The 26,585-nt window shown below is 59.7% G+C and carries 14 protein-coding genes and 2 pseudogenes; 8 read left to right on the top strand and 8 right to left on the bottom strand.

Annotation, left to right across the window (positions count from 1 at the left end):
- Window position 1: 1 nt before the first annotated feature.
- The 4 genes from AC07Y9_RS15195 to AC07Y9_RS15180 form a co-directional block, all read right to left on the bottom strand.
- The gene (locus AC07Y9_RS15195) at window positions 2-223 is read right to left on the bottom strand and encodes a hypothetical protein (protein ID WP_146021779.1); all 222 of its coding nucleotides are present in this window, start codon (window positions 221-223) and stop codon (window positions 2-4) included.
- Between the two features lie 65 nt (window positions 224-288).
- On the bottom strand, window positions 289-1,374 hold the full coding sequence (locus tag AC07Y9_RS15190) for a class II histone deacetylase (protein ID WP_256580967.1): 1,086 nt from the start codon (window positions 1,372-1,374) through the stop codon (window positions 289-291).
- A gap of 248 nt (window positions 1,375-1,622) precedes the next feature.
- Window positions 1,623-2,978 (bottom strand): alginate export family protein, encoded by a 1,356-nt coding sequence (locus tag AC07Y9_RS15185; protein ID WP_102681028.1) that lies wholly within the window; start codon window positions 2,976-2,978, stop codon window positions 1,623-1,625.
- 623 nt (window positions 2,979-3,601) lie between these two features.
- The gene (locus AC07Y9_RS15180; protein ID WP_102681027.1) at window positions 3,602-4,423 is read right to left on the bottom strand and encodes a helix-turn-helix transcriptional regulator; all 822 of its coding nucleotides are present in this window, start codon (window positions 4,421-4,423) and stop codon (window positions 3,602-3,604) included.
- A 592-nt stretch (window positions 4,424-5,015) separates the two neighbouring features.
- On the opposite strand from AC07Y9_RS15180, the gene AC07Y9_RS15175 reads away from it, so the two are divergent.
- The 3 genes from AC07Y9_RS15175 (at window position 5,016) to AC07Y9_RS15165 (ending at window position 10,688) form a co-directional block, all read left to right on the top strand.
- Entirely contained in the window at window positions 5,016-6,257 is a 1,242-nt protein-coding gene (locus AC07Y9_RS15175; RefSeq protein ID WP_256580995.1) for an EAL domain-containing response regulator, read from the top strand.
- 153 nt (window positions 6,258-6,410) lie between these two features.
- Window positions 6,411-7,037: a response regulator transcription factor gene (locus AC07Y9_RS15170; RefSeq protein ID WP_102681026.1), complete on the top strand. Its 627-nt coding sequence runs from the start codon at window positions 6,411-6,413 to the stop codon at window positions 7,035-7,037.
- Window positions 7,038-10,688, top strand: a complete 3,651-nt coding sequence (locus AC07Y9_RS15165) for a transporter substrate-binding domain-containing protein (protein ID WP_102681025.1) — start codon at window positions 7,038-7,040, stop codon at window positions 10,686-10,688.
- Between the two features lie 535 nt (window positions 10,689-11,223).
- Here the strand turns inward: AC07Y9_RS15165 and AC07Y9_RS15160 are convergent.
- Window positions 11,224-11,535: a hypothetical protein gene (locus AC07Y9_RS15160; protein ID WP_087090761.1), complete on the bottom strand. Its 312-nt coding sequence runs from the start codon at window positions 11,533-11,535 to the stop codon at window positions 11,224-11,226.
- A gap of 546 nt (window positions 11,536-12,081) precedes the next feature.
- Between AC07Y9_RS15160 and AC07Y9_RS15155 the strand changes: the two genes are divergently transcribed.
- The 5 genes and pseudogenes from AC07Y9_RS15155 (at window position 12,082) to AC07Y9_RS15135 (ending at window position 22,799) form a co-directional block, all read left to right on the top strand.
- On the top strand, window positions 12,082-13,284 hold the full coding sequence (locus tag AC07Y9_RS15155; protein ID WP_102681024.1) for an EAL domain-containing response regulator: 1,203 nt from the start codon (window positions 12,082-12,084) through the stop codon (window positions 13,282-13,284).
- A 361-nt stretch (window positions 13,285-13,645) separates the two neighbouring features.
- Window positions 13,646-16,741, top strand: a pseudogene (locus tag AC07Y9_RS15150) (ESPR-type extended signal peptide-containing protein); the annotation flags it as partial.
- A gap of 210 nt (window positions 16,742-16,951) precedes the next feature.
- Window positions 16,952-17,056 (top strand): annotated as a pseudogene (locus AC07Y9_RS15145) (hypothetical protein); the annotation flags it as partial.
- 15 nt (window positions 17,057-17,071) lie between these two features.
- Complete coding sequence (locus tag AC07Y9_RS15140; protein ID WP_494990493.1) at window positions 17,072-21,850, top strand: YadA-like family protein; 4,779 nt, start codon at window positions 17,072-17,074, stop codon at window positions 21,848-21,850.
- A gap of 52 nt (window positions 21,851-21,902) precedes the next feature.
- Window positions 21,903-22,799 (top strand): hypothetical protein, encoded by an 897-nt coding sequence (locus AC07Y9_RS15135; protein WP_146021804.1) that lies wholly within the window; start codon window positions 21,903-21,905, stop codon window positions 22,797-22,799.
- Between the two features lie 67 nt (window positions 22,800-22,866).
- On the opposite strand, the gene AC07Y9_RS15130 is transcribed toward AC07Y9_RS15135, so the two are convergent.
- From AC07Y9_RS15130 to AC07Y9_RS15120, 3 genes are all read right to left on the bottom strand, one after another.
- On the bottom strand, window positions 22,867-24,069 hold the full coding sequence (locus AC07Y9_RS15130; RefSeq protein WP_102681022.1) for an MFS transporter: 1,203 nt from the start codon (window positions 24,067-24,069) through the stop codon (window positions 22,867-22,869).
- Window positions 24,070-24,312: 243 nt separating this feature from the next.
- Window positions 24,313-25,077 carry an SDR family oxidoreductase gene (locus AC07Y9_RS15125; RefSeq protein WP_102681021.1) on the bottom strand — a complete coding sequence of 255 codons (765 nt, stop codon included), beginning with the start codon at window positions 25,075-25,077 and terminating at the stop codon, window positions 24,313-24,315.
- Window positions 25,074-26,456, bottom strand: coding sequence for an aspartate aminotransferase family protein (locus AC07Y9_RS15120; RefSeq protein ID WP_102681020.1), 1,383 nt, complete (start codon window positions 26,454-26,456; stop codon window positions 25,074-25,076). The genes AC07Y9_RS15125 and AC07Y9_RS15120 overlap by 4 nt, the downstream gene beginning before the upstream one ends.
- Between the last annotated feature and the right edge of the window lie 129 nt (window positions 26,457-26,585).

The following is a 26,585-nucleotide window of genomic DNA, read 5'->3' as shown; positions in this document are numbered from 1 at the left end:
TTTATTCACCCTCTTGTTTTGAGCATGCCGAGATCAGCGGAAGAGACAGTGCCACCAACAAGCTTGATCCCAGGAAGTAAGTAAGAGCTTGCGTGGGGGATCCGTTTGCGAAATGCCAATGCAACGGCGCTGCCAGCAACAGAAGAAAGTCCGCTAACACGATGAGCTTTATCAAGAGTGGTTGTGATGTGTTTGAATCGCGCTCGGCAATAAGTTGCGACATGGCAAGACCTTAGGCTTATTATTTTTGAATGGACTGAAATGTGTCGATTACATATTTTGCGAGTGTCAGCTACGGCGTGCTGCTTCGGCAGGACATTGCAGTAGCTTTCTTATCTCCATGAGATGTTCGCGCTGGTAGCTCTGTGTCTCCTGGCCGAAAAGCCCCTTCATGTCATCGAGGTTGGGGTCTGAAATAGCGGTTTTGATACCGCTCAAGGTCTCGATAACTGCAAGCCCCATGTAAGGAACAGTGTTCTGCTCATAGCCACCCTCGTGGCACATCACCAACTTTCCTTTGCATGAAATATCCGCGGCCTCCATCACTCTTTGTGTCAAGTCTCGGAAGCTATCGCTATGGAGCAACATTCGACCCAAGGGGTCGTAAGCTCCGGCATCGAAGCCGCAGGAGACGATGATCAGCTGTGGGTCGAATGCCCTGAGCGCCGGCACGATGAGTGTGTCCATCGCTCCCAGATAAGCGCCGTGACCGGAACCTGGAAGCATGGGGATATTCAGGTTGTAGCCAGCGCCGGCGCCAAGGCCGCGCTCTTCGGCATGCCCACTGTCACTGGGGTAATTTCCCTTTTGGTGAATGGAGATCGTCAGGACCTTGGACGATTCCCAGAAGATGTCTTGCGCGCCATTACCGTGGTGGACATCCCAATCCACGATGGCGACGCGTTCCAGGCCATGCTTTTCGATTGCATGTTTAGCGGCAAGAGATCCGTTGGCGAAAAGGCAGAAGCCCATCGCCGCATCGGCAACGGCATGGTGTCCTGGTGGGCGAACCAGTGCGTAGGCGTTTTTCACATCCCCACGCATCACTGCATCTACGGCCTCAACGACGCCGCCCGCGGACAGCGCCGCGATCTCATAGCTACCTGCGCCAAAGGGCGTGTTGGCGCTGAAGGCTCCACCCCCGGCCTTTGACAGGGCCTCAAGTTCATCCAGGTAGGCAGCCGAATGAACCCTTTCGAGTTCATCTCGGCGTAACGCTCGGGGGCGAATGTGAAGCAAATCGTCCGTGATGCCACTGACATCCAAAAGATTTTTGAAGCGTCGTTTCGTTTCCGCTTCTTCGAATGGAGTACCAGGCTGGATCGTCAGCCCTGGTTTGTAGATTCCGGCATGACACCCCGTCGAATGCCACATGAATAGCTCATGCCAAACGAACCCAGTCCCCATTTTCTACCTCGTCATCAAATCTGTGATTAGGGTTGCAATTGATTTGCCTCATCAGCTTATGCCCTGGGAGCAGGGGGGAATATGCCGCTATAGGGGTAGACGGGGGGATTGGGGGGAAGCATGCGGCCAGGGTGTGTTTCCACTGCACACGCTTTGCCTGGTTTTTTAGAGGCACTGCGCCTCACGAACTTGAATTCGATGAGGCGCGTGAGTGATCAGAAGAGGTAGGTGGCGTAGACCTGAAGGGCAGAGAAATCCTTATCTCCAAACACTTCCTTGGCCGCCGCCTTCGGCTTTACCTGGTTGTACGAGAGAGTGATGTAGGCGTTCTTCGTAAGGGCAAGGTCAGCGAAAATAGCGGCTTCGTCTGCAAACTCTTTGCTGCTTACAGCAGTGCCGTAATAATTGCTTTTGTCCAGGTCGAAGTCGTAATACGCGGCACCCAGGGTCACCTCCGGCGTTATAGGGAATGCGGCCTTCCACATACCCACCACTTCGTTGCTGTTGTTCAGCAAGTAGTTGCCAGTGATGTCACCGATTACCCAAGCGCCGCGATCCATGTAGCCTTTGGCCAGAGGATCCCAGCTTTCTCGCTTTCCGTCGTTAGGGTCGTCATCTCCAGAAAACGCCGCATAGCGGTAAGTGATCTGTGGTGTTACGGGCAAAGCAGAGAAGGTGTATGCAGCCTGGGCATACCAGGCGTTCCCTTTGAACTCGACGCCTTCACCGCTTCCACGTTGGACTGCGTATTCAGCGTCGAGCGTCAGATCATCAATGCCTGGCACCTTCATTGACAGCAGTCTGAAGTCGTAGACGTTCATGCCGTTCTTCGGCGCGGTGCGCTGGAAGTTTGCGTCGGTATCGCTCACATGGATGTACGCCGCGCCCACCTTGCCGTAGGGGGCTTTGTAATCCATGTTGATGCCAGACAGCTTTTGATGCCCCATGTGCTTATCGGTCGTAACGGTAAATGCTTCTGCTGAGAAAGCTGATTTGCCCGCATAACGAAGGATGATCGTGTCTTCAAACGCTCGGCGCGGATCTCCCCAGTACGTTCCTTCGTCGAGCATCCCCAGATGCCCATCCGCGATGATGAAACCGTTGCCGATCACGTAGCCTTGGCGGCCTGCGCTTATGCTCAGGTCTTTGTACTGGGCGCCTAGATAAAGATCTTCCCAGCTGGTCTTGCCATCTCCCCCACGCGTGTATCCGCCGGCATCGCCGTCGCCACCGGTGTGGGTTGTGATGAATGATAGGCCCGAGAAAAATTTCACGGAATCATTCAGGTCGTATTTAAGTTCAAGTTTTGGTTTCAGGAATGCTTCAAACCAGTCTGCACGATCTCCGTGATTCTCTCCGTTACGGAAGTCAATCTGGCCAAGACCAAAGTTGACTCCTTTTGTCGAGAGTGCCGCTCCGCCTACCAACACGCTGGTGCTGCCACTCAGGTCGCCGTAAGTAAAGTTGTATTCGGCTTTCGCTACTGGAAGTTGTGTTACCGCTATAGCGGTAAGCGTGACGCCACTGATATTTTTGAAAAAACTTGGCCACAGCCTGCTGCTGTTCCCCATAACACTCTCCGAACTTTTGTTGGATGGGTAGCAATACCCTTTTTATGAGAAGTGCGAGGCGACCGTTAACGCTATGTTTCAAGCCCTAGCATCTGCGAATAGCAGTTTCCTCCTTGGCGGTCGCACTAAATAACCTTACTGGAGCGATCTGGTAGGAGGACATACCCCTATCGGGGCACTTTGCTGGAAAAAGCCTCAGTTTGCGTCGGGCACTCGGGAACCCTTCAACGACTGCATTCAAGCAAGTTGATTGAAGACGGTTATTTCAACTAACCACGGCATCTACATAGGAACAATCTACACCGCTTGATGCCTCATGACTTCTATCGAGTCGGCGATGGCGCCTGCTATGAGCAGACGTGAGGGGTAAGTTCAAGGGGAAGGATGGCCTCTACCACGTACCAGGGCCCGTGTATTCGGGAAGCTTGGTACCGCCCTTCAAGGCAGCGCGGCGGGCGAGGCCAGAGGAGAGTATCGACCTGGGTGGCTTGCGGGTCCGCTTGCTGAGCGTACCAGGACAGATCAAGGACGAAGTGGCTTTGTGCGATGAGGCACAGGGCAGCCTACTGGCTGGTGAGCAAGCGCTATCGGCAGCAGAAATCGGGTCGTTAGCGCTCGCTCCATCAAGCCACGTGTTTGGCGTTTCCCACGTAAGGGGAGGGAAGTACCGTCGCGGCAAACAGGCTGCACAGTTGCAGTTCAGTATTGACGCCCAGCTTGGCATAAATGTTTCTGCGATGGACCTTGACGGTCTGTGCACTGATCTCCAGCAAACGAGCAATTTCTTTGGTGCACTTGCCTTGTAGCATCCAACGAGTGATTTCCCGCTCCCGTACGGTCAGCAGATCCTCACCGAACCTGGCCAGACGTGTTTCGATAGAATGCGGCACAAGGTCTTGCTTCGCCGATCGCTGCTTCCAGAAATTTTTCAGCAAACACTCGATCAGTGGATATACGCTGCTCAAGGTTGCCAGTTCGTCTTCATGGGCAACACCGCCACGTCGGCCAATCGACAGCACCAGTGATTGGCGGGGCGCCACTGGCAACAAGATATCGATCTCGTCATGCAGGTGTAGATCCTCATAGTAGGTTCGGTAGTACGCAGAGTTTTTCAGCGCGCAAGTACTTGCATTGATTTGAATCACGCTACCCGTGCCATCGTATCGAAGCTTATCCAGCAGCGGATCTTCTTTGTATGCCGATGCGAAGTAATTTTCGAAATACTGATAATGCCGATGCGCTGGGATGTCATGAGAAATGATTATTGGCAAATCGCTGCCATGGTCGTACGCCTTGAGGATGAAAGTATCGTGTTCGATAAAATGTTTCATCGCATCGGAAAGCAATCCCGGAAGGCCATTCTCCAATTGTCTGTCAAACAGACTTGCAAGGACCATGTTCCAGTTCACAACTTCATGGAGCGACAATATCTGATTGAGTGCCATGTTCAATACCGCTAGTTCGAGAACGATTGCAGGGAGAAATCAAGCAAAAAATACGCCAGAGGAGCTGTGTGCGGACCTTTGTGGACTGGACCACCAGAGTTGCACCATCAGGCAGGGGCCCTTGCTCACTCTGGGTCCAGCGAATCTGCCTAAATCACTTCAGGGCGTGTTGAAGACAGTGGGAATGGCTGTCCTGAATGTTACTCCACGTATCGCAGCTCTTTCTAAACAGTTGGAGAGTGTCTCGATTTTCCACACCGGTCAGTAGAGGGACACTTCCGTTGCCGAGTGGTAGTGGGTTAACGACCTACCCCGATAGTTGTATGTACAGCCGCCGGTTTCCTTTTTATTTTTTCTCTCAGTCCTGCCCCAGCGCGTGATCGTACTAGGTACGGGGCGATTCAAAACATAATTAAAACCTTGGTTGCTGCGAGGGACGCTATGGTTCCGCATGCAAGTAACTGCTCTTGTCTTTGCTGACGATAGCAATTACCAAAATTAGCCCCGGTCGAAAGCGTTCTTACGGCTATTCAAGCTAGCGCTTGGGAAATTTCCTACAAGCTGCCGAGATAAATCCTTCGCTTTCGATGAAATGGAATTGCCAGAATTTTCCCCTCAAGTCATTGGCAGAGTAACTGGCGAGATGTGCTCCCCTAGCGTCCTGGTTTTAGAAGAACAATCGTTTCAGCGTGGCGCGTTAGTTACGGCTCTCCAGCATCTGGGTGTCGACGATATTTTGCAGGCGGATGACAGCGAGCGGGCCCTGACGCAAATATACCGGGCGGGAGGCGTTGACATTGTGCTTTGTGACCTGAGCAATACGGCCGTCGACTGTCTGGACTTTCTGACCCAGGTCGCAGAGAACGGCATGGCTCGTGCTGTTGCGCTGTGCAGCGAGCTGAAGCCGGAATTGCGCCGTGCAGTCGAACAGATGACCTGCCTTTCGGGGTTGCAGATGCTCGGCGTCATGAGCAAACCCACGCAGCTGTATACATTGCAGGAAATCCTCAGTCGCTATTCTCGCCGGCGGCCGGTACCGGACGTCGAGTCGTCGCCTCACTCCAGGCTCCCGAGCGAGGAGGACGTGCGGCGGGGCCTGGCCCTGGGGGAGTTCAAGGCCTGGTTCCAACCCAAGTTCGATTTGAAAACTTCCGCGGTGGCCGGGGCAGAGGCGCTGGTGCGTTGGCAGCACCCGGTCAGAGGCCTGTTGTTGCCCAAGGACTTTCTGGCGGCCGTATTGGCCTATGACCTGATCGACGAAATGCTCAAGCAACTGCTGGAGCAAGGGATGAGTTTGCTGAATGCCTTGCGCCGATCCGGTCTGGGCCTGGAGTTGGCGTTCAACCTTCACGCCTCGCAATTGGCCCGCAACGACCTGATCGAGCACATTGAACATCTGTTGAAGCGTCACGGTTTCCCAGGATGGACGTTGTTGTTCGAAGTGGCTGAAAACGGTTTGCTGGATGTTCCTCGCACGACACGGGAAAACCTCCAACGCCTGCGCCTGCTGGGGTGCGGTCTGTCGATTGATGATTTCGGCATGGGCTTTTCATCGTTGACGTTGCTCAGCCAACTGCCGTTCAACCAGCTCAAGCTCGACGGCCAACTCGTCCGATCCATCGAGGACCCACGCACCCATGCGCTGGTCACCAGCACCGTGGCACTGGCCCGCGCGCTGAACATGAGCCTGGTGATCGAAGGCGTCGGCAGCCACGTTATCCGCGACGGATTGGTGGAAATGGGGTGTTCATTTGGCCAGGGCTTCCACCTGGCGCGTCCGATGGAGGCCCAGAGGTTCCTGCGGTGGTTGCAGGAATCCGATTCACCCGTTTGAAAGCGTCAGTCTCGGTTCCTCAAACAGCTCGATATAACTGCCTGATTACTGAGTGATCCGGGCGGCATAAACCGGTGATTTGTTCCATACTTTTTTGATGCATGGCCCATTTCGTCACTGGTATTTTCCTGTGCGTATTGCAGTGAGGTTCAAATGCATAAAGCGTTGATTGTAGACGATCATCCATTCATTCGGGCGACGGTGAAGGTGTTGCTTGAGCGTGAGCAATTCGAAGTCGTTGCCGAGGCCGACAATGGCGCCGATGCCGTGCAAATGGCTCGCAAGCATGAGCCGGAACTGATTCTGCTGGATATCGTCATGCCCAGCCTCGACGGTCTGGAAGTCATCAATCGGATCAGTGCTCTGAAACTGTCGAGCAAGATCCTGGTGTTGACCTCTCAGTCCGCGGCGTTTTATGCCATGCGCTGCATGAAAGCGGGCGCTGCCGGTTACATTTCGAAAACCGATGAATTGAGCGAACTGAGCAAAGCGATCAAGGCGCTGATGGCCGGCTATACCTTTTTTCCCAATCTTGCCGGAAACTCCGTGCGCCGCAGTGATATCGACTCCACCGAGCTGGAGATGATCCGCGGACTGTCTGATCGAGAATTGGTCATTTTGCAGCAACTTGCCCGGGGCCTGAGCAACAAAGAAATCGGTGATGCCATGTTGTTGAGTAACAAGACCGTCAGTACCTATAAAACCCGCCTCATTGAAAAACTCAATGTGAAGTCGGTGGTGTATCTGGCCGACTTTGCCAAGCGCAATAACCTGATTTAGATGAAAATTTTTCTGCGTTGCTTTGGGCTGACCGTCTGCCTGCTCGGTCAGTTGGGGAGTGTTTCGCCGGTACAGGCTGCGGTGCAAACCCTGAACCTCTTCGGTCGCTCGAACGGTGAACTGCCTGCGGTCGTTCTGGATGAAGCGGACTGGCGCTGGTTGCGCGATAAAGGATCACTGCGCCTGGGGGTATCGCTGCCGGACAGCGCGCCCTTCGGCATGATCACCGGGGGCCAGGATTACGAGGGCATCACGGCCGATTATGCCGCGCTGCTGGCCGGCATGTTGCACATCAGGATCGAAGTGCTTCGTTATGATTCCCGGGCCGAGGCGATGCAGGCGCTCAGGGACGGTGAGCTGGATCTGGTGGGCACCGTCAACAGTTTCGATGGGACAGATCCGGAGCTGGCGCTCACCAGTCCCTATGTGCAGGCACCGTCGGTGCTGGTGACGCGCTGTGGCACCAGCAAGGTGTTGGCGCCTGACCTGGCTGGCAATCGCCTTGCCGTCGTTGATCACGTTCAGCCGACGGATGCGGTCACCGCGAACTACCCCAAGGCAGCGCTACAGCTGCACCCATCGGCCCAGAGCGCGATCGGCGCCGTGGCATTCCATCAGGCGGATGCGTATCTGGGCGATGCCGTCAGTACCCATTATCTGGTCGGCAAATACTTCCACAATGACGTCTACCTGACGACGTTGTCGGGGGTGTTCAGCACACATTTCTCGTTCGCCCTGAATCAGCGCAACCGTCAGCTCCTGCAGATCATCAATGCAGCGCTGGAGGTGATTCCGATCAGCGATCGCATGACGATCCTGCGTCGGTGGGGAGCAGGGGACCTGAACGTTGCCGGCCTTGACCCGCTCCAGTTCACAGAAGCCGAACGACGCTGGATGCACAAGCACCCTCGACTGACAGTGGCCGTCAACGACGGTCTTCCGCCGGTCTCCTTTTTTGATGGGCAGGGTGAATTCCGGGGTATCGGCGCCGAGGTGCTGGCCAAGGTCAGCCAGCGCACCGGTCTGAAATTCGATGTCCTGCGCAGCAGCTCGATGGAGAAATTGATCGAGCAGGTCCGGGCCGGCAATGCGGATCTGATCGCGGCCTTCACCCCCAGCGCCGTCCGGGAAGGCGAGCTGCGGTTCACCCGGCCTTATCTGACCAGCCCGTTTGTCCTGATCACGCAGGAGGGGGCAGACAGACCGCAATCGCTGGAAGGCATGGTCGGCAAACGACTGGCGATGCGGCGCGGCAATGCGCTGAGTGAGTATATTCGTGGGACATTCCCGGGTATTCAACTGGTCGAGACAGCGACGTCGGCCGAAGCCTTGGCGTTGCTGGACAAAGGCGAAGCGGACGGTGCCCTCAATTCGCTGATCAACGGGCGATACATGATTCTGCGGCAGTACCGCGACCGTCTGCGGGTGGCCAGTGTGGTCGGTCCGCTGTCGGCACCGACCGGGTTCGCCACCGATCGTGGGGCGCTGGAGCTGTACTCGATTCTGGACAAGGCCCTGCAAAGCATTCCTCCGGAAGAACTGGATGAACTGACGAGCCCTTGGCGCCACGACGTGGTGATCGATAACGACAGCTGGCTGCACCATCGCTCGGCGGTCATCCAGGGGTTTGTCATTTTCGCGCTGTTGCTGATTCTGGCGCTGGTCTGGATCGCTCATCTGCGCAAACTGGTGTCTATCCGTGTGAAGGCCGAACGGGCGCTCAACGATCAGATGGAGTTCATGAGGGCCTTGATCGATGGCACGCCCCATCCGATTTACGTGCGCGACCGCGAAGGGCGACTGATCAGCTGCAACTCGGCCTACCTGGACGCGCTGGGCCTGCCGCGCGAAGCCGTGATGGGCAAGCGTCTGATCGACAGCCCGGTGGTTGGGCGTTCCGATGCTCAGACGTTCCAGGCCGAATACGTCAAGGTCATGGAGAGCGGCACGCGATGGCTCCAGGATCGCACCTACATCCACACCGATGGCGTGGTGCATACGGTGTATCACTGGATGCTGCCGTATCACACCAGTGAAGGCGTGGTGATGGGCATCATTGCCGGCTGGATCGACATCAGCGACCGTCAGCGCCTGATGGAGCAATTGCAGAATGCCAAGAAAAGCGCCGACGACGCCAACCGGGCGAAAACCACCTTTCTGGCGACCATGAGCCATGAAATCCGCACGCCGATGAATGCCGTGATCGGCATGCTCGAACTGGCGATGAAGAAGGCCGATCAAGGCATCATGGACCGGTTCGCAATCGAAGTGGCCTCAGGTGCGGCCCGGGGGTTGCTGGATCTGATCGGCGACATTCTCGACATCGCACGAATCGAATCCGGCCGCCTGTCCCTGACCCCGGAACGGGCCAGCCTGCGTGAGTTGGTCGAATCGGTGGTGCGCATGTTCGAAGGGGTGGCACGGCAGAAGGGGGTGCGGCTGTTGCTGGATTTCGACCTCAAGGCCTGTCGCGATGTCCTGATCGATCCCCTGCGTTTCAAACAGATCCTGTCCAACCTTCTGAGCAACGCGATCAAGTTCACCGACGAAGGCGAAGTGCGCTTGAGTGTTCAGACGGTACTCGGCGTGTGCGGCGAGCGCCTGGCGATTCATGTCCAGGTGAAGGATTCGGGCATTGGCATTTCGGCCGAAGATCAGGCGCTGTTGTTCAACCCGTTCGGCCAGGCCCGCAATAATCATCAGTCGGCGCGGGGTGGTTCGGGGTTGGGGCTGGTCATCAGCCGTACCTTGTGTGAAATGATGGACGGGCAATTGCACCTGACCAGCGTGCCGGGCAAGGGCACACAGATTGATATCCGCCTCGATCTTCTGATCCTGCAACCAGTGCCCGCCGCCGAGTCGCCTGCGGCCGTGCTCACGGATCAGGCGAGTGTGCTGAATATTTTGGTGATCGACGATTACCCGGCCAACCGATTGCTGCTCTCTCAGCAATTGTCTTACCTCGGTCACAGCGTCAGCGACGCCGAGGACGGCGCCCATGGCCTGCGCGCCTGGCGCAATGGCCATTTCGATGTGGTGATCACCGACTGCAACATGCCGGTCATGAACGGTTATGAGTTGACGCGGGCCATCCGTGACGAAGAAAAGTCATCGGGGGCCGAGCCTTGCTTGATCCTCGGCCTGACCGCCAATGCCCAGCCAGAGGAAAAAGACCGCTGCCTGGCAGAGGGGATGGACGATTGCCTGTTCAAACCGACCAGCCTGGGTGACCTGAGTGCCCGACTTGCCTCGGTGCAGTCCGGTTCGGAATCATCTACGCATGGCGCCCTGAGCCCTGTTGTCGAGGGCGACATCGATCTGAGCAGCCTGCAGCAACTGACCAGCGGCGATCACCGCGCGATCAGGAAGTTGCTGGGGGATCTGGCCTGCAGCAACGAAGAGGATATGTTGCGGCTCATCAAACTGTTCGGCGAGCACGACTTGTCGGGGCTTTCCGATCTGGCCCACCGGGTCAAGGGCGGGGCGCGGATCATCAAGGCAGACAGTCTGATCCTGTGCTGCGAGCAGTTGGAAACCGTCTGTATGGGGGCTGACGCTGCCGCGCTGACAGAGGCGGTGGATGCGTTGCAACAAGCGATGGAGCGATTGGCGCAGACGCTGGAGCAACGTATCAGTGAGCCGGCATTGTAGTTTTTTCAATCACTACCGTATTTGTCGGGGTAATGGTTCCACACCGAATGCAGTTGGCCGACCAGGTCGAGGTAGCTTCCGTTGTCGGCATAACTAATGTGTGTGATACGCACCCAGAGCGGCCATCTGGCGTCCAGATTCAGGTGTTGTGCTTCCGTACCCATGCCTGCTCTTCGGACGCTTTCGCATCGCAGCCGCAGCCATCCCATTTGAGCGTCTGTTGCTCGCCCATCCGCGGGGGCAACGTGCCGGGCAGGCCCGAGCCCGCCACGGCGGGGCGCAATATGAGGGTAGGAGAGGGGCGCGGTGCTGTGGGTATCGAGGACTGTGGCGTCGACGGTGTCGTCGCCGGATAGATGCTGCTCAGATAGACGTTGTTGGCATCGCCGGCGTGCAGTTGACCGTCGCGCCGGCTGCGGCAGTGCAGCCAAACTTCAAAGTTTTAATAAAGTTGTGTGGTCAACGAGGCCGTTGTTGATGACGGATAGGCGTGTGAGTGGAATGTTTGCGGGGCCGCCTGATATGAAGTCATGTACTACACACGGTTGAACATGATGTTGTTTTCCTTGGCGATCAGTTGTGCTCGATCCACTTTCAATTTCAGGGCGTTTGCAGCCGCCCGCAGGGATCGTCCGGATTCAGCCAGTTCCCGCAGGGCGGGTGCGAGTTTCGCACGCTCGGCCCGCTGGACTTTTTGATGACCCGTGACAGGCCCCTCGGAAAGGAAACCGCTGTGGCCTGACGGGATGTTCTGGATCGTTTTTCCGGCGGCAAGAAACGCCTCTTTGGATTTTTCCAGGTCAGAAATAATGGCTGCGCGTGGGTCGGACATGGGTTCGCCAATCACTGCAAATCTCCTATCGGTTTTATACCCTGCTTTTGGAGAGATAAACTTGAGGGTCTCGCCAAAATAAATATCGGAAAAGCAAGTTCAGAACGCCAAGAACGGCGTCAAGCTTCTGGTTTGCGTTCCCGTCACTTGTTAAGTTGTTTCAATAACTGTTCGATCTGTAGCGTCAGATTCTGGCGGGTGGCGCTACCCCTTTCGCAATCTTCGCCTTGCCACGATTTACTGTGCGCGATCAGTAATTCAAGATTTTTTTTGTGTCGCCTAAGCAGGATTCGTAGTTGTCTTCGATCTTTAGTCATGTCCGACCCGGTCTGGAGAGGTTGGCCGATATCCACAGTCAATTGATGCGCAAACGTTAATGAAGATCGCAATGCACTGTCTGTAGGAAATTTCGCAACGATCAAACACGATTGCGGTGTTAGGCGTCAGTAACTCCCCGGTATTGTGTTCGGAAATTTCCTACTTTCAGAAGGAAGTTTCCTAGAGATACCTGCTGATCAAGTCCGGACAATTGGCTCATTCCTTTCAGAGTGAGCTGCTTCCATGCCCATGCTCCCGCTACGCATCCTGGTTCTTGGCGACATGGCCTCCCATTGTTTGAGGGTGGCCAACGTGCTACGGCAATCTGGATGCCAGGAAGTCTTCGTTGCCGTGGATGAGGGGCAGGCACTCGCGAGTCTCGAACAGATCGGTCCGGTGGATGTAACGCTTTGCGTCTTGCGCAAGGAGGGCGGGGGCATCCTGGACCTTTTGCAGGCCATGGGCCGTTCCGGGCTGGCAGGGTCGATCATCATCAGCAGTACGCTGTCGGCCGATGCGCGCAGTGTGCCGGGGCAACTGATTTCGCTGTTGGGCATGGCGCTGCTGGGCGATGTCAGCAAACCTTTGCAACCCGGGGCATTGCAGCTATTGCTGGCCAAGCACTTGAACGAGCCCATCAACGAATCGGGCGTGCTGCCTGTCGTACCGGCCTCTGAAGAAGAGGTGCGTCGGGCGCTTTCCGGCCATCAGCTGCACACGTACTTTCAGCCCAAGTTCAACCTGCAGACGGGGGACGTGTGCAGCATCGAAGCGCTGGCCCGCTGGCACCATCCGTTCAAAGGTGTCTTGCCGCCCTCGGTGTTCATGCCGGTTATCGAGCGTTGCGGATGGCTGGATGAGTTGCTGTTCCTTCAGCTGGAACAAGGCCTGAGGCTCCAGCGCCAGGCCCTCAATCAAGGGTTTGCCCTGAATGTCGCGTTCAATCTGCATGCGGGGCAACTGGTCAACCCGGACCTCACGGGCCGGATTCAGACCATATTGGCGGCTCATGATCTACCCGGTTCCGGGCTGACCTTCGAGCTGACAGAAACGGGGTTGCTCGAGGCACCGGCCATCAGCCTGGAAAGCCTGGTGCGCCTGCGAATGATGGGCTGCAGCCTGTCTATCGATGATTTCGGCGCCGGTTTTTCATCACTGCAGCGGCTGTGCCAGTTGCCGTTCAATGAAATAAAACTCGATGGCGAGTTCGTGCGTGGTCTCAAGCACGAGCCGCGCCGTCGCGCAGTTATCAGCAGCACATTGGCACTGGGCGAGGCGTTGGGCATGTCGGTGGTGGTGGAAGGAATCGAAACCGAAGAACAACGCAAAGTGCTGCTGGAACTGGGTTGTAAACAAGGGCAGGGCTACTTGTGCGCGCGGCCGATGTCGGCGGCCAGTTTGTTGAATTGGCTGGATCTTCAGCGGGGGGCAGAGGCCAGTTATTGAACGGCTTATTCAAGTGCGCAATGCATGGGTTCATTTGGAAAACGCATAACGCCAAAGACATTGATTACATGTTCTTTGGCGTTTTTTTATGGGCGGATTTCTGATGTTCGTTAGCTAGGAAATTTCCTACAAACAGCAGGAAATTTCCTAGCTTAATCCGTAGGGACAGTCGAGAAAATACGCTCACTTGATTCCATTGTGCTGCTTGTTCGCTACGTGAAGCGAAGTTCGAGTCTTGTCGATTACTGACGGGATTCGATGCTTGCCGGCAAGGTCCTGGATCCGCAATCGAATTGAAGGCGAAAGTCATCACGCCATGGATGACGCGTATTTCGGAGGTTGGCTCTCGCCAAATTAACAAATGAACAAAATTTACTCTGTGGTTTGGAACGCTTCGATCGGTTGCTGGGTAGTTGCTTCGGAACTTGCCAGCAAGAAGACAAAGAGTGGGTCGGCGGGGCAGCGTAAGCGGGGGGTTAACCTACTTTTTGTACTGAAGGGGAAATCGCGAGCGTTGAGTGTGCTCGCGGTGGCTTTGAGTCTGACTGTTGGATGGTCTGAGCCAGGGTACGCATGGCTGTATTTTGCTAACAGTTCTGCTAGTTCCTGCACCGGCACCGCTACTGGTACCGTGGGTCGGACTGCCGTCTCGGGGTCAATTGTAGATCCGACTGCCGGCTCTGGCTCTTATATAAACGTTGCCGGTTGCAATTCATCCGCTGGATCCTTCGATGGAGCCACTATTTTTGGCAGCTTTTCTACCGTGACCGGGCTCGGTGGAACAGTAGTCGGATACTCTGCCAACGCCGTCAAATGGGCCACTGCGATAGGGTTGGAGTCCAATGCGTCGGGTACTGCAAGTATCGCTTTGGGTTACGGTAGCGTTGCGAATAAGACTAATAGCGTGGCCATCGGTGGTTCCGCCGGGACCGGCACTACTTCGCTTACAGTAGTACAGTCCACCACAGCGTCCGGCGCGGGTGCCGTTGCCATTGGTAGTAACACCACCCGTGGGGCCCAGGCTGGGGCCAACGATTCTATCGCTCTGGGTGGTCAATCAACGGTGTCGGCGACTGCTACTTCCAGTGTTGCAATTGGGCTTCTAGCATCCGTAACCGGCACCGCCACCAACAGCGTGGCTATAGGTAAGGGGGCAACCACCAGTTCGGCTTCGTCCGTGGCAATCGGTGATAGCGCGCTGGCCCAGGGTGGCAAAGCCGTGTCGATCGGTGCCGGAAACACTGCGACGGGGAACGGTGCAGTGGCTATCGGAGATCCGAACGCCGCCACGGGCACAGGGGCTGTCGCTATGGGTGCCGACAACACTGCGAACGGCCAAGGGGCTGTCGCGCTGGGTAACACCAATACGGCCACTGGCCAAGGTTCGGTAGCACTGGGAAATACTAGCAATGCGGCTGCAGCAGGCGCCGTGGCGCTGGGCGATACCGCAATGGCTAACAATACCAACGATGTGGCGTTAGGTTCGAAGTCAACTACAGCTGCACCGCATACCGGTATTACTGCGCAATTTGGTGATATTGCAGCTGGCGTGGAAGCAGCAGCTTCGACCAATGGTGTGGTGTCGGTGGGTGCGGCAGGTACTGAGCGCCAGATCCAGAACGTTGCGGCAGGCGTGATTTCTGCCACCAGCACCGACGCAATCAACGGCTCTCAGCTGAATTCGGTCGTCACCGGCGTCAACAATGTGGGCACAACAACCGCCAGCACGTTGGGCGGTGGCGCGACCTATAGTCCGGCGACCGGCAATATCAGCGGCTTCAGCCAGCCGATCAACAGTATCAGCGCTACCGGTGCAGTGACCGGGCCTACGGCGCAGGCGAATGTTGCATCTGCCTTGACAGCGCTCAACACCAATGTGAATAACACGGCCAATATCGCAGTCAAATACGATGCCACCGGCGGCACCAGGATCACTTTGGGTGCGACTGGCGGCGCCGGAGCAGGTGTTCCGGTGACGATCACCAACCTGGCACCGGCGACATTGAATGCCACCAGTACTGATGCGGTGAACGGGTCGCAGCTGTTTGCCACCAACACCACCGTTAATAACATCAACAACGGCGCAGGTATCAAATACTTCCACAGCAACTCGACCCTGGCCGACAGCAGCGCAACCGGCCAGGACAGCGTGGCGATGGGGCCGGCCGCTGTTTCCGGGGGCATCAACAGCGTTGCGTTGGGCAATGGCGCCACGGCCGGTGTCGATAACAGTGTTGCTCTGGGATCTGGCTCGTCCGCCACGGGCGCGACACTGGCCAATGCAGCTTACGGTGTCGGCGGGGCGGCGACGGCGGGTGGCGAAGTGAACATCGCCAACGGCGCCGATGGCCGGCGCATCACTGGCCTCGCTGCGGGCTCCAGCGCAACCGATGCGGTCAATGTCAGTCAGCTCAACCTGATCGGTCAAAGCGCAGCAATAGGTCTGGGCGGCGGCGCACAACTCGATCCAGCCACCGGCGTATGGACGGCACCAAGCTATTCCACCAACAGCATCGACGCGACCGGTAGCAACACCGGTCCGTTGGTCAGCAGCAACGTCGGCGCAGCACTGAACAACCTCAATACCAGCGTGACCAACACCGCAGCCGTGGCGGTGAAATACGACGATGCCACGACCAAATCGCAGGTGACCTTCAACCCGTCGGGCACCTCGGTGACGTTGACCAATGTCGCGGCCGGAACCTTGAACGCTACCAGCACCGACGCGGTGAGTGGCTCGCAATTGTTCGCGACCAATCAGACCGTCGACAACATCGTCAACAACGGTGCCGGCATCAAGTATTTCCACAGCAATTCGGTTCTCGCCGACAGCACCGCGACGGGCCAGGACAGCGTGGCCATCGGCCCGCTCGCGAGCGCGACCATTGCCAATGGTGTGGCGCTCGGCTCCAACTCGTCCGCCACGGGCGCGACATTGGCCAACGCGGCTTATGGTGTCGGCGGGGCGGCGACAGGTGGTGAAGTGAACATCGCCAACGGCGCTGATGGCCGGCGCATCACCGGTTTGGCGGCCGGCAGTTCGGCGACAGACGCAGTCAATGTCAACCAACTGAACAAAGCAGGCCAAGATACCGCGATCGCCCTGGGCGGCGGCGCAGCACTTGATGCGACCACCGGAGCATGGACAGCCCCCAGCTATTCCACCAACAGCATCGGCGCAACCGGTGCCAACACCGGTCCATTGGTCAGCAACAACGTTGGCGCGGCACTGAGCGACCTCAACACCAGCGTGACCAACACCGCTGCTGTGGCGGTGAAGTACGACGATGCTTCCACCAAAACTCAGGTGACCTTCAACCCGGCGGGCACGGCGGTGAAGTTGACCAATGTCGCGGTGGGTGCCTTGAGCGCCACCAGCACTGACGCGGTGAATGGCAGCCAGTTGTTTGCGAGCAGCCAGGACACAGCAGCGGCATTGGGTGGCGGTGCGGCGGTCAACGCGACAACCGGGGCATGGACGGCACCGAGTTATTCGACCAACAGCATCAGCGCAACCGGTGCCAACACCGGCCCATTGGTCAGCAGCGACGTCGGTGCAGCGCTGAGCAATCTCAACACCAGCGTGACCAACACGGCGGATGTGGCGGTGAAGTACGACGATGCTTCCACCAAAACCCAGGTGACCTTCAACCCGGCGGGCACGGCGGTGAAGTTGACCAATGTCGCAGCCGGTGCGTTGAACAGCGCTAGCACCGATGCAGTTAACGGCTCGCAACTGTTCGCCACCAACCAGACCGTCGACAACCTCGTCAACAACGGTGCCGGCATCAAGTATTTCCACAGTAATTCAGTTCTCGCCGACAGCACCGCGAGCGGCCAGGACAGCGTAGCCATCGGCCCGCTCGCGAGCGCGACCATTGCCAATGGTGTGGCGCTGGGCTCCAACTCGTCCGCTACAGGCACAACGTTGGCCAACGCGGCTTACGGCGTCGGTGGCGCCGCGACGGGTGGTGAAGTGAACATCGCCAATGGCGCTGATGGCCGTCGCATCACCGGTCTTGCCTCCGGTTCCAGCGCAACGGATGCGGTGAACGTCAGCCAGCTCAATCTGATCGGGCAAAGCGCGGCACTGGCTTTGGGCGGTGGTGCTCAACTCGATCCAGCCACCGGTGTGTGGACGGCACCGAGTTATTCGACCAACAGCATCGGCGTGACCGGCAGCAACGCTGGCCCGCTGGTCAGCAACAACGTCGGCGCGGCACTGAGCGACCTCAACATCAGCGTGACCAACACCGCTGCCGTGGCGGTGAAGTACGACGATGCTTCCACCAAGACCCAGGTGACCTTCAACCCAGCGGGTACCGCGGTGAAGCTGGCCAATGTCGCGGCCGGTAACTTGAACAGCACCAGCACCGACGTGGTGAATGGCTCGCAGCTGTTCGCGACCAACCAGACCGTCGACAACCTCGTCAACAACGGCGCTGGGATCAAGTATTTCCACGGCAATTCGACCCTCGCTGACAGCAGCGCGACGGGTCAGGACAGCGTGGCCATCGGCCCACTCGCGAGTGCGACCGTTGCCAATGGTGTGGCTCTCGGCTCCAATTCGTCCGCCACTGGCACAACTTTGGCCAATGCGGCTTATGGTGTTGGCGGTGCGGCGACAGGTGGTGAAGTGAACATCGCCAACGGCGCCGATGGTCGTCGTATTACTGGCCTTGCCGCCGGTTCCAGCGCGACCGATGCCGTCAACGTCAGCCAACTGAACAAAGCAGGCCTAGATACCGCGACCGCCCTGGGCGGCGGTGCAGCGCTTGATTCGAACACCGGTGCATGGACGGCGCCGAGTTATTCGACCAACAGTATCGGCGTGACCGGTAGCAACACTGGGCCTTTGGTCAGCAACAACGTCGGCGCAGCGCTGACCAACCTCAACACCAGCCTGACCAACACGGCAGCCGTGGCGGTGAAATACGACGATGCCACGACTAAGAATCAGGTGACCTTCAACCCGGCGGGCACAGCGGTCAAATTGACCAATGTCGCGGCCGGAACCTTGAACGCTACCAGCACCGACGCGGTGAATGGCAGCCAGCTGTTCGCGACCAACCAAACCGTCGACAACCTCGTCAACAACGGCGCCGGGATCAAGTATTTCCACAGCAATTCGACCCTCGCCGACAGCAGCGCAACCGGCCAGGACAGCGTGGCGATGGGGCCGGCCGCTGTTTCCGGGGGCATCAACAGCGTTGCGTTGGGCAATGGCGCCACGGCCGGTGTCGATAACAGTGTTGCTCTGGGATCTGGCTCGTCCGCCACGGGCGCGACACTGGCCAATGCGGCTTATGGTGTCGGCGGGGCGGCGACGGGGGGCGAAGTGAACATTGCCAACGGCGGCGACGGCCGTCGCATTACCGGTCTTGCCGCCGGTTCCAGTCCGACGGATGCGGTCAACGTCAGCCAGCTCAATCTGATCGGGCAAAGCGCAGCAATAGCTCTGGGCGGCGGCGCACAACTCGATCCAGCCACTGGCGTATGGACGGCGCCCAGTTACTCCACTAACAGCATCGACGCGACAGGCAGCAACACCGGGCCTTTGGTCAGCAACAACGTCGGTGCAGCGCTGAGCAACCTCAACACCAGCCTGACCAACACCGCTGCCGTGGCGGTGAAATACGACGATGCCGCGACTAAAACCCAGGTGACCTTCAACCCGGCGGGTAGCTCGGTGAAGTTGACCAATGTCGCGGCTGGAACCTTGAACGCTACCAGCACCGACGTGGTGAATGGCTCGCAGCTGTTCGCGACCAACCAGACCGTCGACAACCTCGTCAACAACGGTGCCGGCATCAAGTATTTCCACAGCAATTCGGTACTGGCCGACTCGCAAGCCACAGGTCTGGACAGCGTAGCCATCGGCCCACTCGCGAGTGCGACCGTTGCCAATGCTGTGGCGCTGGGCTCCAACTCGTCCGCCACGGGCGCGACATTGGCCAATGCGGCTTACGGCGTCGGTGGCGCCGCGACAGGTGGTGAAGTGAACATCGCCAATGGCGCTGATGGTCGTCGTATTACTGGCCTGGCCGCCGGTTCCAGCGCGACCGATGCCGTCAATGTCAGCCAACTGAATAAAGCAGGGCAGGACACGGCGACCGCTCTGGGCGGCGGTGCAGCACTTGATGCGAACACTGGGGCATGGACGGCGCCCAGTTACTCCACCAACAGCATCAGCGCAACCGGTGCCAACACCGGCCCGCTGGTCAGCAGTAACGTCGGCGCAGCGTTGAGTAATCTCAATACCAGTGTGACCAACACGGCAGCCGTGGCGGTGAAATACGACGATGCCGCGACGAAGAATCAGGTGACCTTCAACCCGGCAGGCACCGCAGTAAAGTTGACCAACGTCGCGGCCGGAACCTTGAACGCCAGCAGCACCGATGCCGTGAATGGCAGCCAGCTGTTCGCGACCAACCAAACCGTCGACAACCTCGTCAACCACGGTGCGGGCATCAAGTACTTCCACAGCAACTCGGTATTGGCCGACTCGCAAGCCACAGGTCTGGACAGCATTGCCATCGGGCCACAGTCCATTGCCGCCGGCGCCCATTCGTTCGCCGTCGGCTCGGGCGCCAACGTGACGGCTGATGGCGGCCTTGCGCTGGGGCATCTGAGCCAGGCTCAGGTGGCGGGTGGTATCGCACTGGGTGAAGGTTCGGTTGCCGACCGTGTCCTGGCGCCGACGACAGGGTCGATTGCAGCCGGCAGCGGGGCGATCATCTACGACACTTCGGATGCCACCTTGCTTGGCTCGGTTTCGGTGGGCAAGGCCGGCAGCTACCGGCAAATCACCAACGTGGCGGACGCCACCGACGATCACGATGCCGTGACCCTGCGTCAACTGACCGGTGCGATGGGCTCGTTGAGCTCAACCGGCACCCTGTACTTCCACGCCAATTCGACGAACCCGGTGGACTCGCTCGCCAGCGGCGCGGAGTCGATCGCTGTCGGTCCGGGCACCGTGGTCAATGGCGACGACGGCATTGGTCTTGGCAATCAGGCCAAGGTCGGTCAGGCCGCCGCCGGTGGCATCGCCATCGGTCGCGATACCCAGGTGTTACTGGCGTCCGGCATCGCTGTGGGCAGTGCGGCTCAGGCAGCGGCGGAGCAATCGGTTGCGTTGGGCGCCGGGGCCAATGCCAGCCACGCCATGAGCGTGGCGCTGGGTTCGAGTGCGCTGACCACGGTCGGCGCCGAGACGGATTACAGCGCCTATCGACTGGCAGCACCGCAGACGTCAGTCGGTGAGGTCGGCATCGGCACGGCACTGGGCAATCGCAAGCTCACCGGGCTGGCGGCTGGCTCGCAGGACAACGATGCGGTCAACGTGGCTCAACTGAAAGTGGTCGGCGATCAGGTGGATCAGAACACCACGGACATCACTAACCTCGGCGGTCGGGTCGGAGGGCTTGAAACCCTGATCGGCGCGGGCGGTGGCATCAAGTATCTGCACGTCAACTCGACCAAGGCCGACTCCGCCGCCACCGGCACTGACGCCATGGCGTTGGGTGCCCAGGCCCAGGCCTCGGGCAATGGTTCGGTGGCGATGGGCACCAGTGCTACGGCGTCCGCCGATGGCAGCGTCGCGGTGGGCAGCGGTTCCAGCGATGACGGTCGCGGCGCAGAAACCTACAGCGGCAAGTATTCGGGGGCGAATAACGCGACCGCGGGCACGGTGTCGGTGGGCAATGCCACCACCGGTGAAACCCGAACGGTCAGCAACGTTGCCGACGGCAAGGACGCCAAGGATGCGGTCAACGTGCGCCAACTCGACGGTGCGGTGGCTGAAGCCAAGCAATACACGGACGATTCGATTGCCAATCTGGGGGCGAATGCAGGTCAGCAGGAGGGCCGCATTACCGCCGTCGAAGACGATGTCTCCAACATCAAGAAGGGGACCGACGGCATGTTCCAGGTGAACAACCGCAGCGCGGCGGCCAAACCGAAAGCCACAGGTGTCGACTCGATCGCCGGGGGGGCGGGGGCGGTGGCTTCGGGCAAAAACAGCGCGGCGGTCGGCACAGGGTCTCAGGCCAGCGGGGAAAACTCGGTTGCCCTGGGTAACGGGGCCAAGGCTTCGGCCAGGAATGCCACGGCACTGGGTGCCAACTCGGTGGCGGATCGCGACAGCAGCGTGTCGGTCGGCAGCACTGGCAATGAGCGGCAGATCACCAACCTCGCGGCGGGTACCCACGGCACGGATGCGGTGAACCTCGACCAGTTGACCCGAAGCGTGGCGGACATCACCACCAGTGCCAATGCCTACACCGACCAGCGCTATACGGAGCTGAAAAACGACCTCAAGCAGCAAGACGAAATTCTCAGTGCGGGGATTGCCGGTGCGATGGCCATGGCCAGTCTGCCGCAGTCGTACTCTCCGGGTTCCAGCATGACAGTGGCGGCGGTAAGCAGTTACCGCGGTCAGTCGTCGCTCGCTTTCGGTGTATCGCATATGTCCGGCAATGGCCGGTGGGTGACCAAGTTGCAGGGCAGTACGGATACCCAGCGCAAAGTGGGGGTGGCGGTGGGGATCGGTTATCAGTGGTGATCCGCAGATGGGTCTTGTGCAGTCTTAATCCAACTTTTTCGGGCAAAAAACCATGAACATGAAATCCATTTCCGTCGCTCTCCTGATCATGCTGGTGGCGCTGGCCGGTTACGACAAATTCCTGGCAGACAAGCCGACGGATACCCCGCGAATCTGGTTGCGCGTTCCCGCGCTACCCGTAATACAGGACGCGATTTTCCAGCTGTCGCCCAGGTTCGACGAGCCGCGTAAAACACTCATGATGGAACAGCTTTGCGCGTTGGCGCGAGGCGAAGTGAAACAGGAACAGGTCAACGCCTTTCTCAAGCAGCAGGGGATCGACGCGCAGACGTTGCCTCGACAGGGCAGTCCGTACTCGTTGTTGGTCAATGCTGATCAGCCTGGGCAAGCTTCGGCCTGTGCGGCGTATCTGGCGACGACGGTACTGTCGACTGTCAATGTGGCCGAGTTCATGCGCCCCGTCACCGAACCCGCCGCCAACGGCCAGCCAGAGAAATCGTCGTTGCAGATTGATAACGCTTTGCTGGCGTCGGCGCTGTCGGCCAAGTTGGCCGTGGCGCGTGCCAACGCCGATGTATTCGCCTTGATTGCCGTCGAGTTGCAGCGCAGTCCAGGTCTGACGATACCGCAATACCGTGAACAGGCCGGGCAGTTGTTTACCCGTCTGGCCCCGACTTACCTGCAGCGCATCAAGGAGCAACTGCCGCCCGCGAACACGCAGTACAAGCTGCTGCAAATGGACGACAGCCGCTTCGTCTTCAGCAGTTCCGTCGGCAGCGTGTTCGAGTTCGGCCGCAACGGTCTGGTCCTGAGTCAGGGCGGTATCGTCTGGTATGGCAAAGGCCGGTTGATGGGGCAGGAATACCCGCTGCAGGTGGAGTGTTTCTCGGCGGCCGTCAAAGGGTTGCTGACATCGCCTGCGCCGCAACTGACCACCTCTATCCAGTGAAGGCGGGATGACACATATCAACACCACCGCTCCCCGATCTGGCGACCGCCGTCGGGGAGCGGCGTTTTTATTGCTTTATCTTCAGGCGCATCGCCAGCAGCACCCCCAGCAGTGCGGCAGCCAGCACCAGCGCCGCCGGGGCGGACCAGCCGGCATAGGCGACGGCGGCGCTCAGGGCGATGGGCGCGAGCACCTGGCCCAGATAGTTGCCTTGCATCACCAGGCCCAGGCACAGCGGGATCAATGCGGGTTCCGGCGAGGTCAGCGAGGTGCTGGCGAGAAGGGTGGCGGGCAGCATGCCGGCCACCGCGCAAAAGAAGAAACACAAAGGGATTACCAGGCCGGTCGGCGTGGCCGAGAGGAAGATCCCCATCCCGAAAAGCCCCATGACGATACTGGTGCCGGCGAGCAGGGCTTGTGGGCGGACGCCCCGTGACAGCAGCAGGCCGGCGCTGAGGTTGCCGACGATATTGACCGCCACCACCGCGGCGCTGACCACCCCGGCGCTGGCGATCGACAGCCCGACCCGCTGCATCAGGAACACCGGCAGGAAGGCCATCACCGCGAAGAACTGCAGGTTGTAGGCGGTGAAAATCAGCGCCATCAGCAGCGGCTGGCGGGCGCGCAGCACGCTGCTCAGCGAGTGGCGCAAAGCGGATTGCGCCTGGCGGCGCAGCGCCAGCGGGTCCCTGGGCGTGGTCAACGGCAACAGCAGCGCCGCCAGCAGGGTCAAGGCCGCGCCGGCGATCCAGCTCTGTTGCCAGCCGCCCAGCAGCGGCCCGATAAGCATCGAGGTGCCGATACCGAACGCCATGAAGGTGCTCCAGATGCCGAACACCAGGTGGCGTTTGTGCGCCGGGACCAGGCGATTGAGCACTGCCGGCGCCGCGACCACCACGATGACGAAGCCCAGGCCTTCGACAAAACGCGTGGCCAGCAGCCCATGGAAGTCGTGCAGGCTGGAGCCCAGCGCGCTGGCGGCGCACATGATCAGCAGGCCGAGGGCCAATAGGTAGCGGTCGCCCCAGCGCTGCACGAGGATGCCGGCGGCGATGCCACCGAACACCCCGACCAAGGGGAAGGCCGACATGACCCAGCTCAGGGATTCCAGGGACCGGCCGAATTCCTGCTGCAGCTGCGGCAGGGCGATGGTGGCCTTGCCGATATGCAGCGCCGCGGCAATGCCGGCAAACAGCACGTTGAACACGGCGGGCCAATACCCGGTATCGGCGACGGCGTAGCTGAGGGTGTCGGGCTTGGTTGAGGTCATGGGCTTCTCCGAAAGCAGGCGGGCGGGCGAGGATCGCCGGGGTGAGGCGCGCCAATGGGTCGGAGCCGACTCTAAAAGTTAAAGTTAACTTCAAGTCAATCGGTAAAAACGGGATGCAGCGTTCTACCCATAGCACCATTGAACCGTTGATCTCGCTGGACGAAGGAGCCAGGCGAACGGTGCTGTCGGGGTTGGCGTGCCGGCGCCCGGTCGGGCGCCGTGGGTGAGGGTAGGCGTCTGCCGTCAGATGAGCTGCGTATTCTCCGGCAGCAGGGCGCCGCCATCGACGATCAGGGTCTGCCCGGTGATATAGCCGGCCTGCTCGGACGCGAGGAACAGCATGGCGTGGGCGATGTCCTGCGGGCTGCCCAGGCGCTTGAGCGGGATGCCGGCGGCCAGGGCCGGGGAGTCGCCGAGGTTGGCCATGGCCTGGGTGGCGATCAGCCCGGGTTCGACGCCGTTGACGGTGACCCGGTGTTCGGCCAGTTCCAGGGCCGCCGCGCGAATGAAGCCGTTGACCCCGGCCTTGGACGCGGCGTAGTGGGACAGCCCGGGAATCGCCGTGCGCGGCCCGGTCACCGAGGAGGTGATGACGATGCGCGGATGCTCGGCCCGGCACAACGCCGGCAGCGCCGCCTGGGTCAGCCAGAAACAGCTCTTGAGGTTCACCGCCAGGGTCGACTCGAGGATTTCATCCCTCAGGTCGCGCAGGTTTTCCATCGGGAACACCGCGGCGTTGTGGATCAGCAGGTCCAGCCCGCCAAAGGCCCTGAGCGTGGCGGCTACCGCCTGGTTGGCCGCGGCCCGGGTGCTCAGGTCCACGACCAGCAGTTCGGCGCTGCCGCCGGCTTCACGGATCAGGCGCAGGGTTTCGGCGCCCGAGGCTTCGCTGCGAGTGGCGAGCAGCACCTTGGCGCCCTGGGCGGCGAAGACTTGCGCGATGGCGCGGCCAATGCCCTGGCCGGAGCCGGTGATCAGGGCGATACGGCCGCTGAGGTCGAGGATCATGGATGTTCTCCTTGAGTGACGGTGCCCAGGCATTCGTCCAGCAGGCGGTTGTGCAGGTCGACGTCGTCGGTGGTAGCAGCCGGGCAGATCAGCGCCATGTTGTGGAACGGGGTCAGCAACACGCCGCGGTTGAGCAGGTAGAGATGCAGGTAGGCCTCGATCAGGCCATGACGGGCATGGTGGGCTTCGCCGCCGTTGCACGGCGCGTGGTCCATGAACAGGTATTCGACCCGGGCGCCGATCCGCGTCACGTGCCAGGGCAGGCGATGCTTGGCGATCAGCGCCTGGACCCCGGTCCGCAGGCGTTCGGCCAGGGCGATCATGTGCGCGTAGTTGGCCGCGCTCATGACCTCGCTGAAGGTGGCGCGCATGGCGGCCATCTGCAGGGCGTTGCCGGCCAGGGTGCCGCCGAAGCCGAAGTGGTTGATCGCCTGGCCGGGCTGGAAATGCGGCAGCACCTGCCAGATACGCTCGGCCATGGCCTGGCTGGCGCCCCACACCGCGGTGGGGATGCCGCCGGCGATGCACTTGCCGAGCACGAAGAAGTCCGGCTGCAGGCCGTGTTCGCCGCTGTAGCCGGCGGGGCCGCAGGAGATGGTGTGGGTTTCGTCGATGATCAGCGGCACATCGAAACGCCGGGTCAGCTCGCGCAGGCCGTCGTGGAAGCCGGGGGCGGGCGGGACCATGCCGACGTTGGTCATGAAGGGTTCGGTCAGCACCGCGGCCACGTCGCCGTGGGCCAGTGCCGCCTCCAGCGCCGGCAGGTCGTTGAACTCCACCAGCCGGGTGGTGGTGTCGTGGCGCAGGCCATTGGCGTGCACGCCTTCGCGGGGAATCATCTGACCGCTGGCGTCGAATTCGACCTGGGACTCGTCGACGCTGCCGTGGTAGTTGCAGTTGAACACCAGCACTTTCTCCCGGCCGGTGATCATCCGGCACAGGCGCAGCACAAAGCGGTTGGCGTCGGTGGCGGAGGTGGTGACTTGCCAGAACGGCAGGCCGAAGCGCCGCACCAGTTCCTGGCCGACCCACAGGCTGTCGGCGGTCGGCAGCATCAGGGTCGAGCCGTGCCGGGCCTGATGGGCGATGGCCTCGGCCACGGCGGGCTGGCCATGGCCGAACATGGCGCCGGTGTCGCCCAGGGCGAAGTCGACGTAGCGGTTGCCGTCGCAATCGGTCAGCGTCGCGCCCTGGGCGTCGGCCACCAGGATCGGGTACAGCCCCGGCCATTGCTGCATCCAGTGCAGCGGCGCACCGTACAGCCAGTGCTTGAGGTTTTCCCGGTAGAAGCCGGCGGAACGCGGATGGCGTTCGGCGAACAGTTGCAGCTCGGATTGGTAACGGCTGGCGACGCGATCGAGGTTGAGGCCGAGGGTCATGGTCGAAGTCCTGGGATAGAGGGTTGTCGCTGACAGGTTTTTGTAGCCGCTGGCGAAGGCTGCGATCGGCCCGAAGGGGCGTAAAGGCAACGTCTGCTACGCAGCCGATCGCAGGCTGCGCCGGCGGCT

The organism is Pseudomonas sp. GW456-L12 (assembly GCF_059424045.1).
The sequence above is the reverse complement of the archived record's forward strand: the minus strand, read 5'-3'. Positions and strand labels throughout refer to the sequence as shown.

Bases quoted from the DNA above. Each gene is read 5' to 3' on its own strand.
- AC07Y9_RS15175 (WP_256580995.1), top strand. From the start codon at position 5,016: ATGGAATTGCCAGAATTTTCCCCTCAAGTCATTGGCAGAGTAACTGGC.
- AC07Y9_RS15180 (WP_102681027.1), bottom strand. From the start codon at position 4,423: ATGGCACTCAATCAGATATTGTCGCTCCATGAAGTTGTGAACTGGAAC.
- AC07Y9_RS15170 (WP_102681026.1), top strand. From the start codon at position 6,411: ATGCATAAAGCGTTGATTGTAGACGATCATCCATTCATTCGGGCGACG.
- AC07Y9_RS15195 (WP_146021779.1), bottom strand. From the start codon at position 223: ATGTCGCAACTTATTGCCGAGCGCGATTCAAACACATCACAACCACTC.
- AC07Y9_RS15190 (WP_256580967.1), bottom strand. From the start codon at position 1,374: ATGTGGCATTCGACGGGGTGTCATGCCGGAATCTACAAACCAGGGCTG.
- AC07Y9_RS15185 (WP_102681028.1), bottom strand. From the start codon at position 2,978: ATGGGGAACAGCAGCAGGCTGTGGCCAAGTTTTTTCAAAAATATCAGT.
- AC07Y9_RS15125 (WP_102681021.1), bottom strand. From the start codon at position 25,077: ATGATCCTCGACCTCAGCGGCCGTATCGCCCTGATCACCGGCTCCGGC.
- AC07Y9_RS15165 (WP_102681025.1), top strand. From the start codon at position 7,038: ATGAAAATTTTTCTGCGTTGCTTTGGGCTGACCGTCTGCCTGCTCGGT.
- AC07Y9_RS15135 (WP_146021804.1), top strand. From the start codon at position 21,903: ATGAACATGAAATCCATTTCCGTCGCTCTCCTGATCATGCTGGTGGCG.
- AC07Y9_RS15155 (WP_102681024.1), top strand. From the start codon at position 12,082: ATGCCCATGCTCCCGCTACGCATCCTGGTTCTTGGCGACATGGCCTCC.
- AC07Y9_RS15130 (WP_102681022.1), bottom strand. From the start codon at position 24,069: ATGACCTCAACCAAGCCCGACACCCTCAGCTACGCCGTCGCCGATACC.
- AC07Y9_RS15120 (WP_102681020.1), bottom strand. From the start codon at position 26,456: ATGACCCTCGGCCTCAACCTCGATCGCGTCGCCAGCCGTTACCAATCC.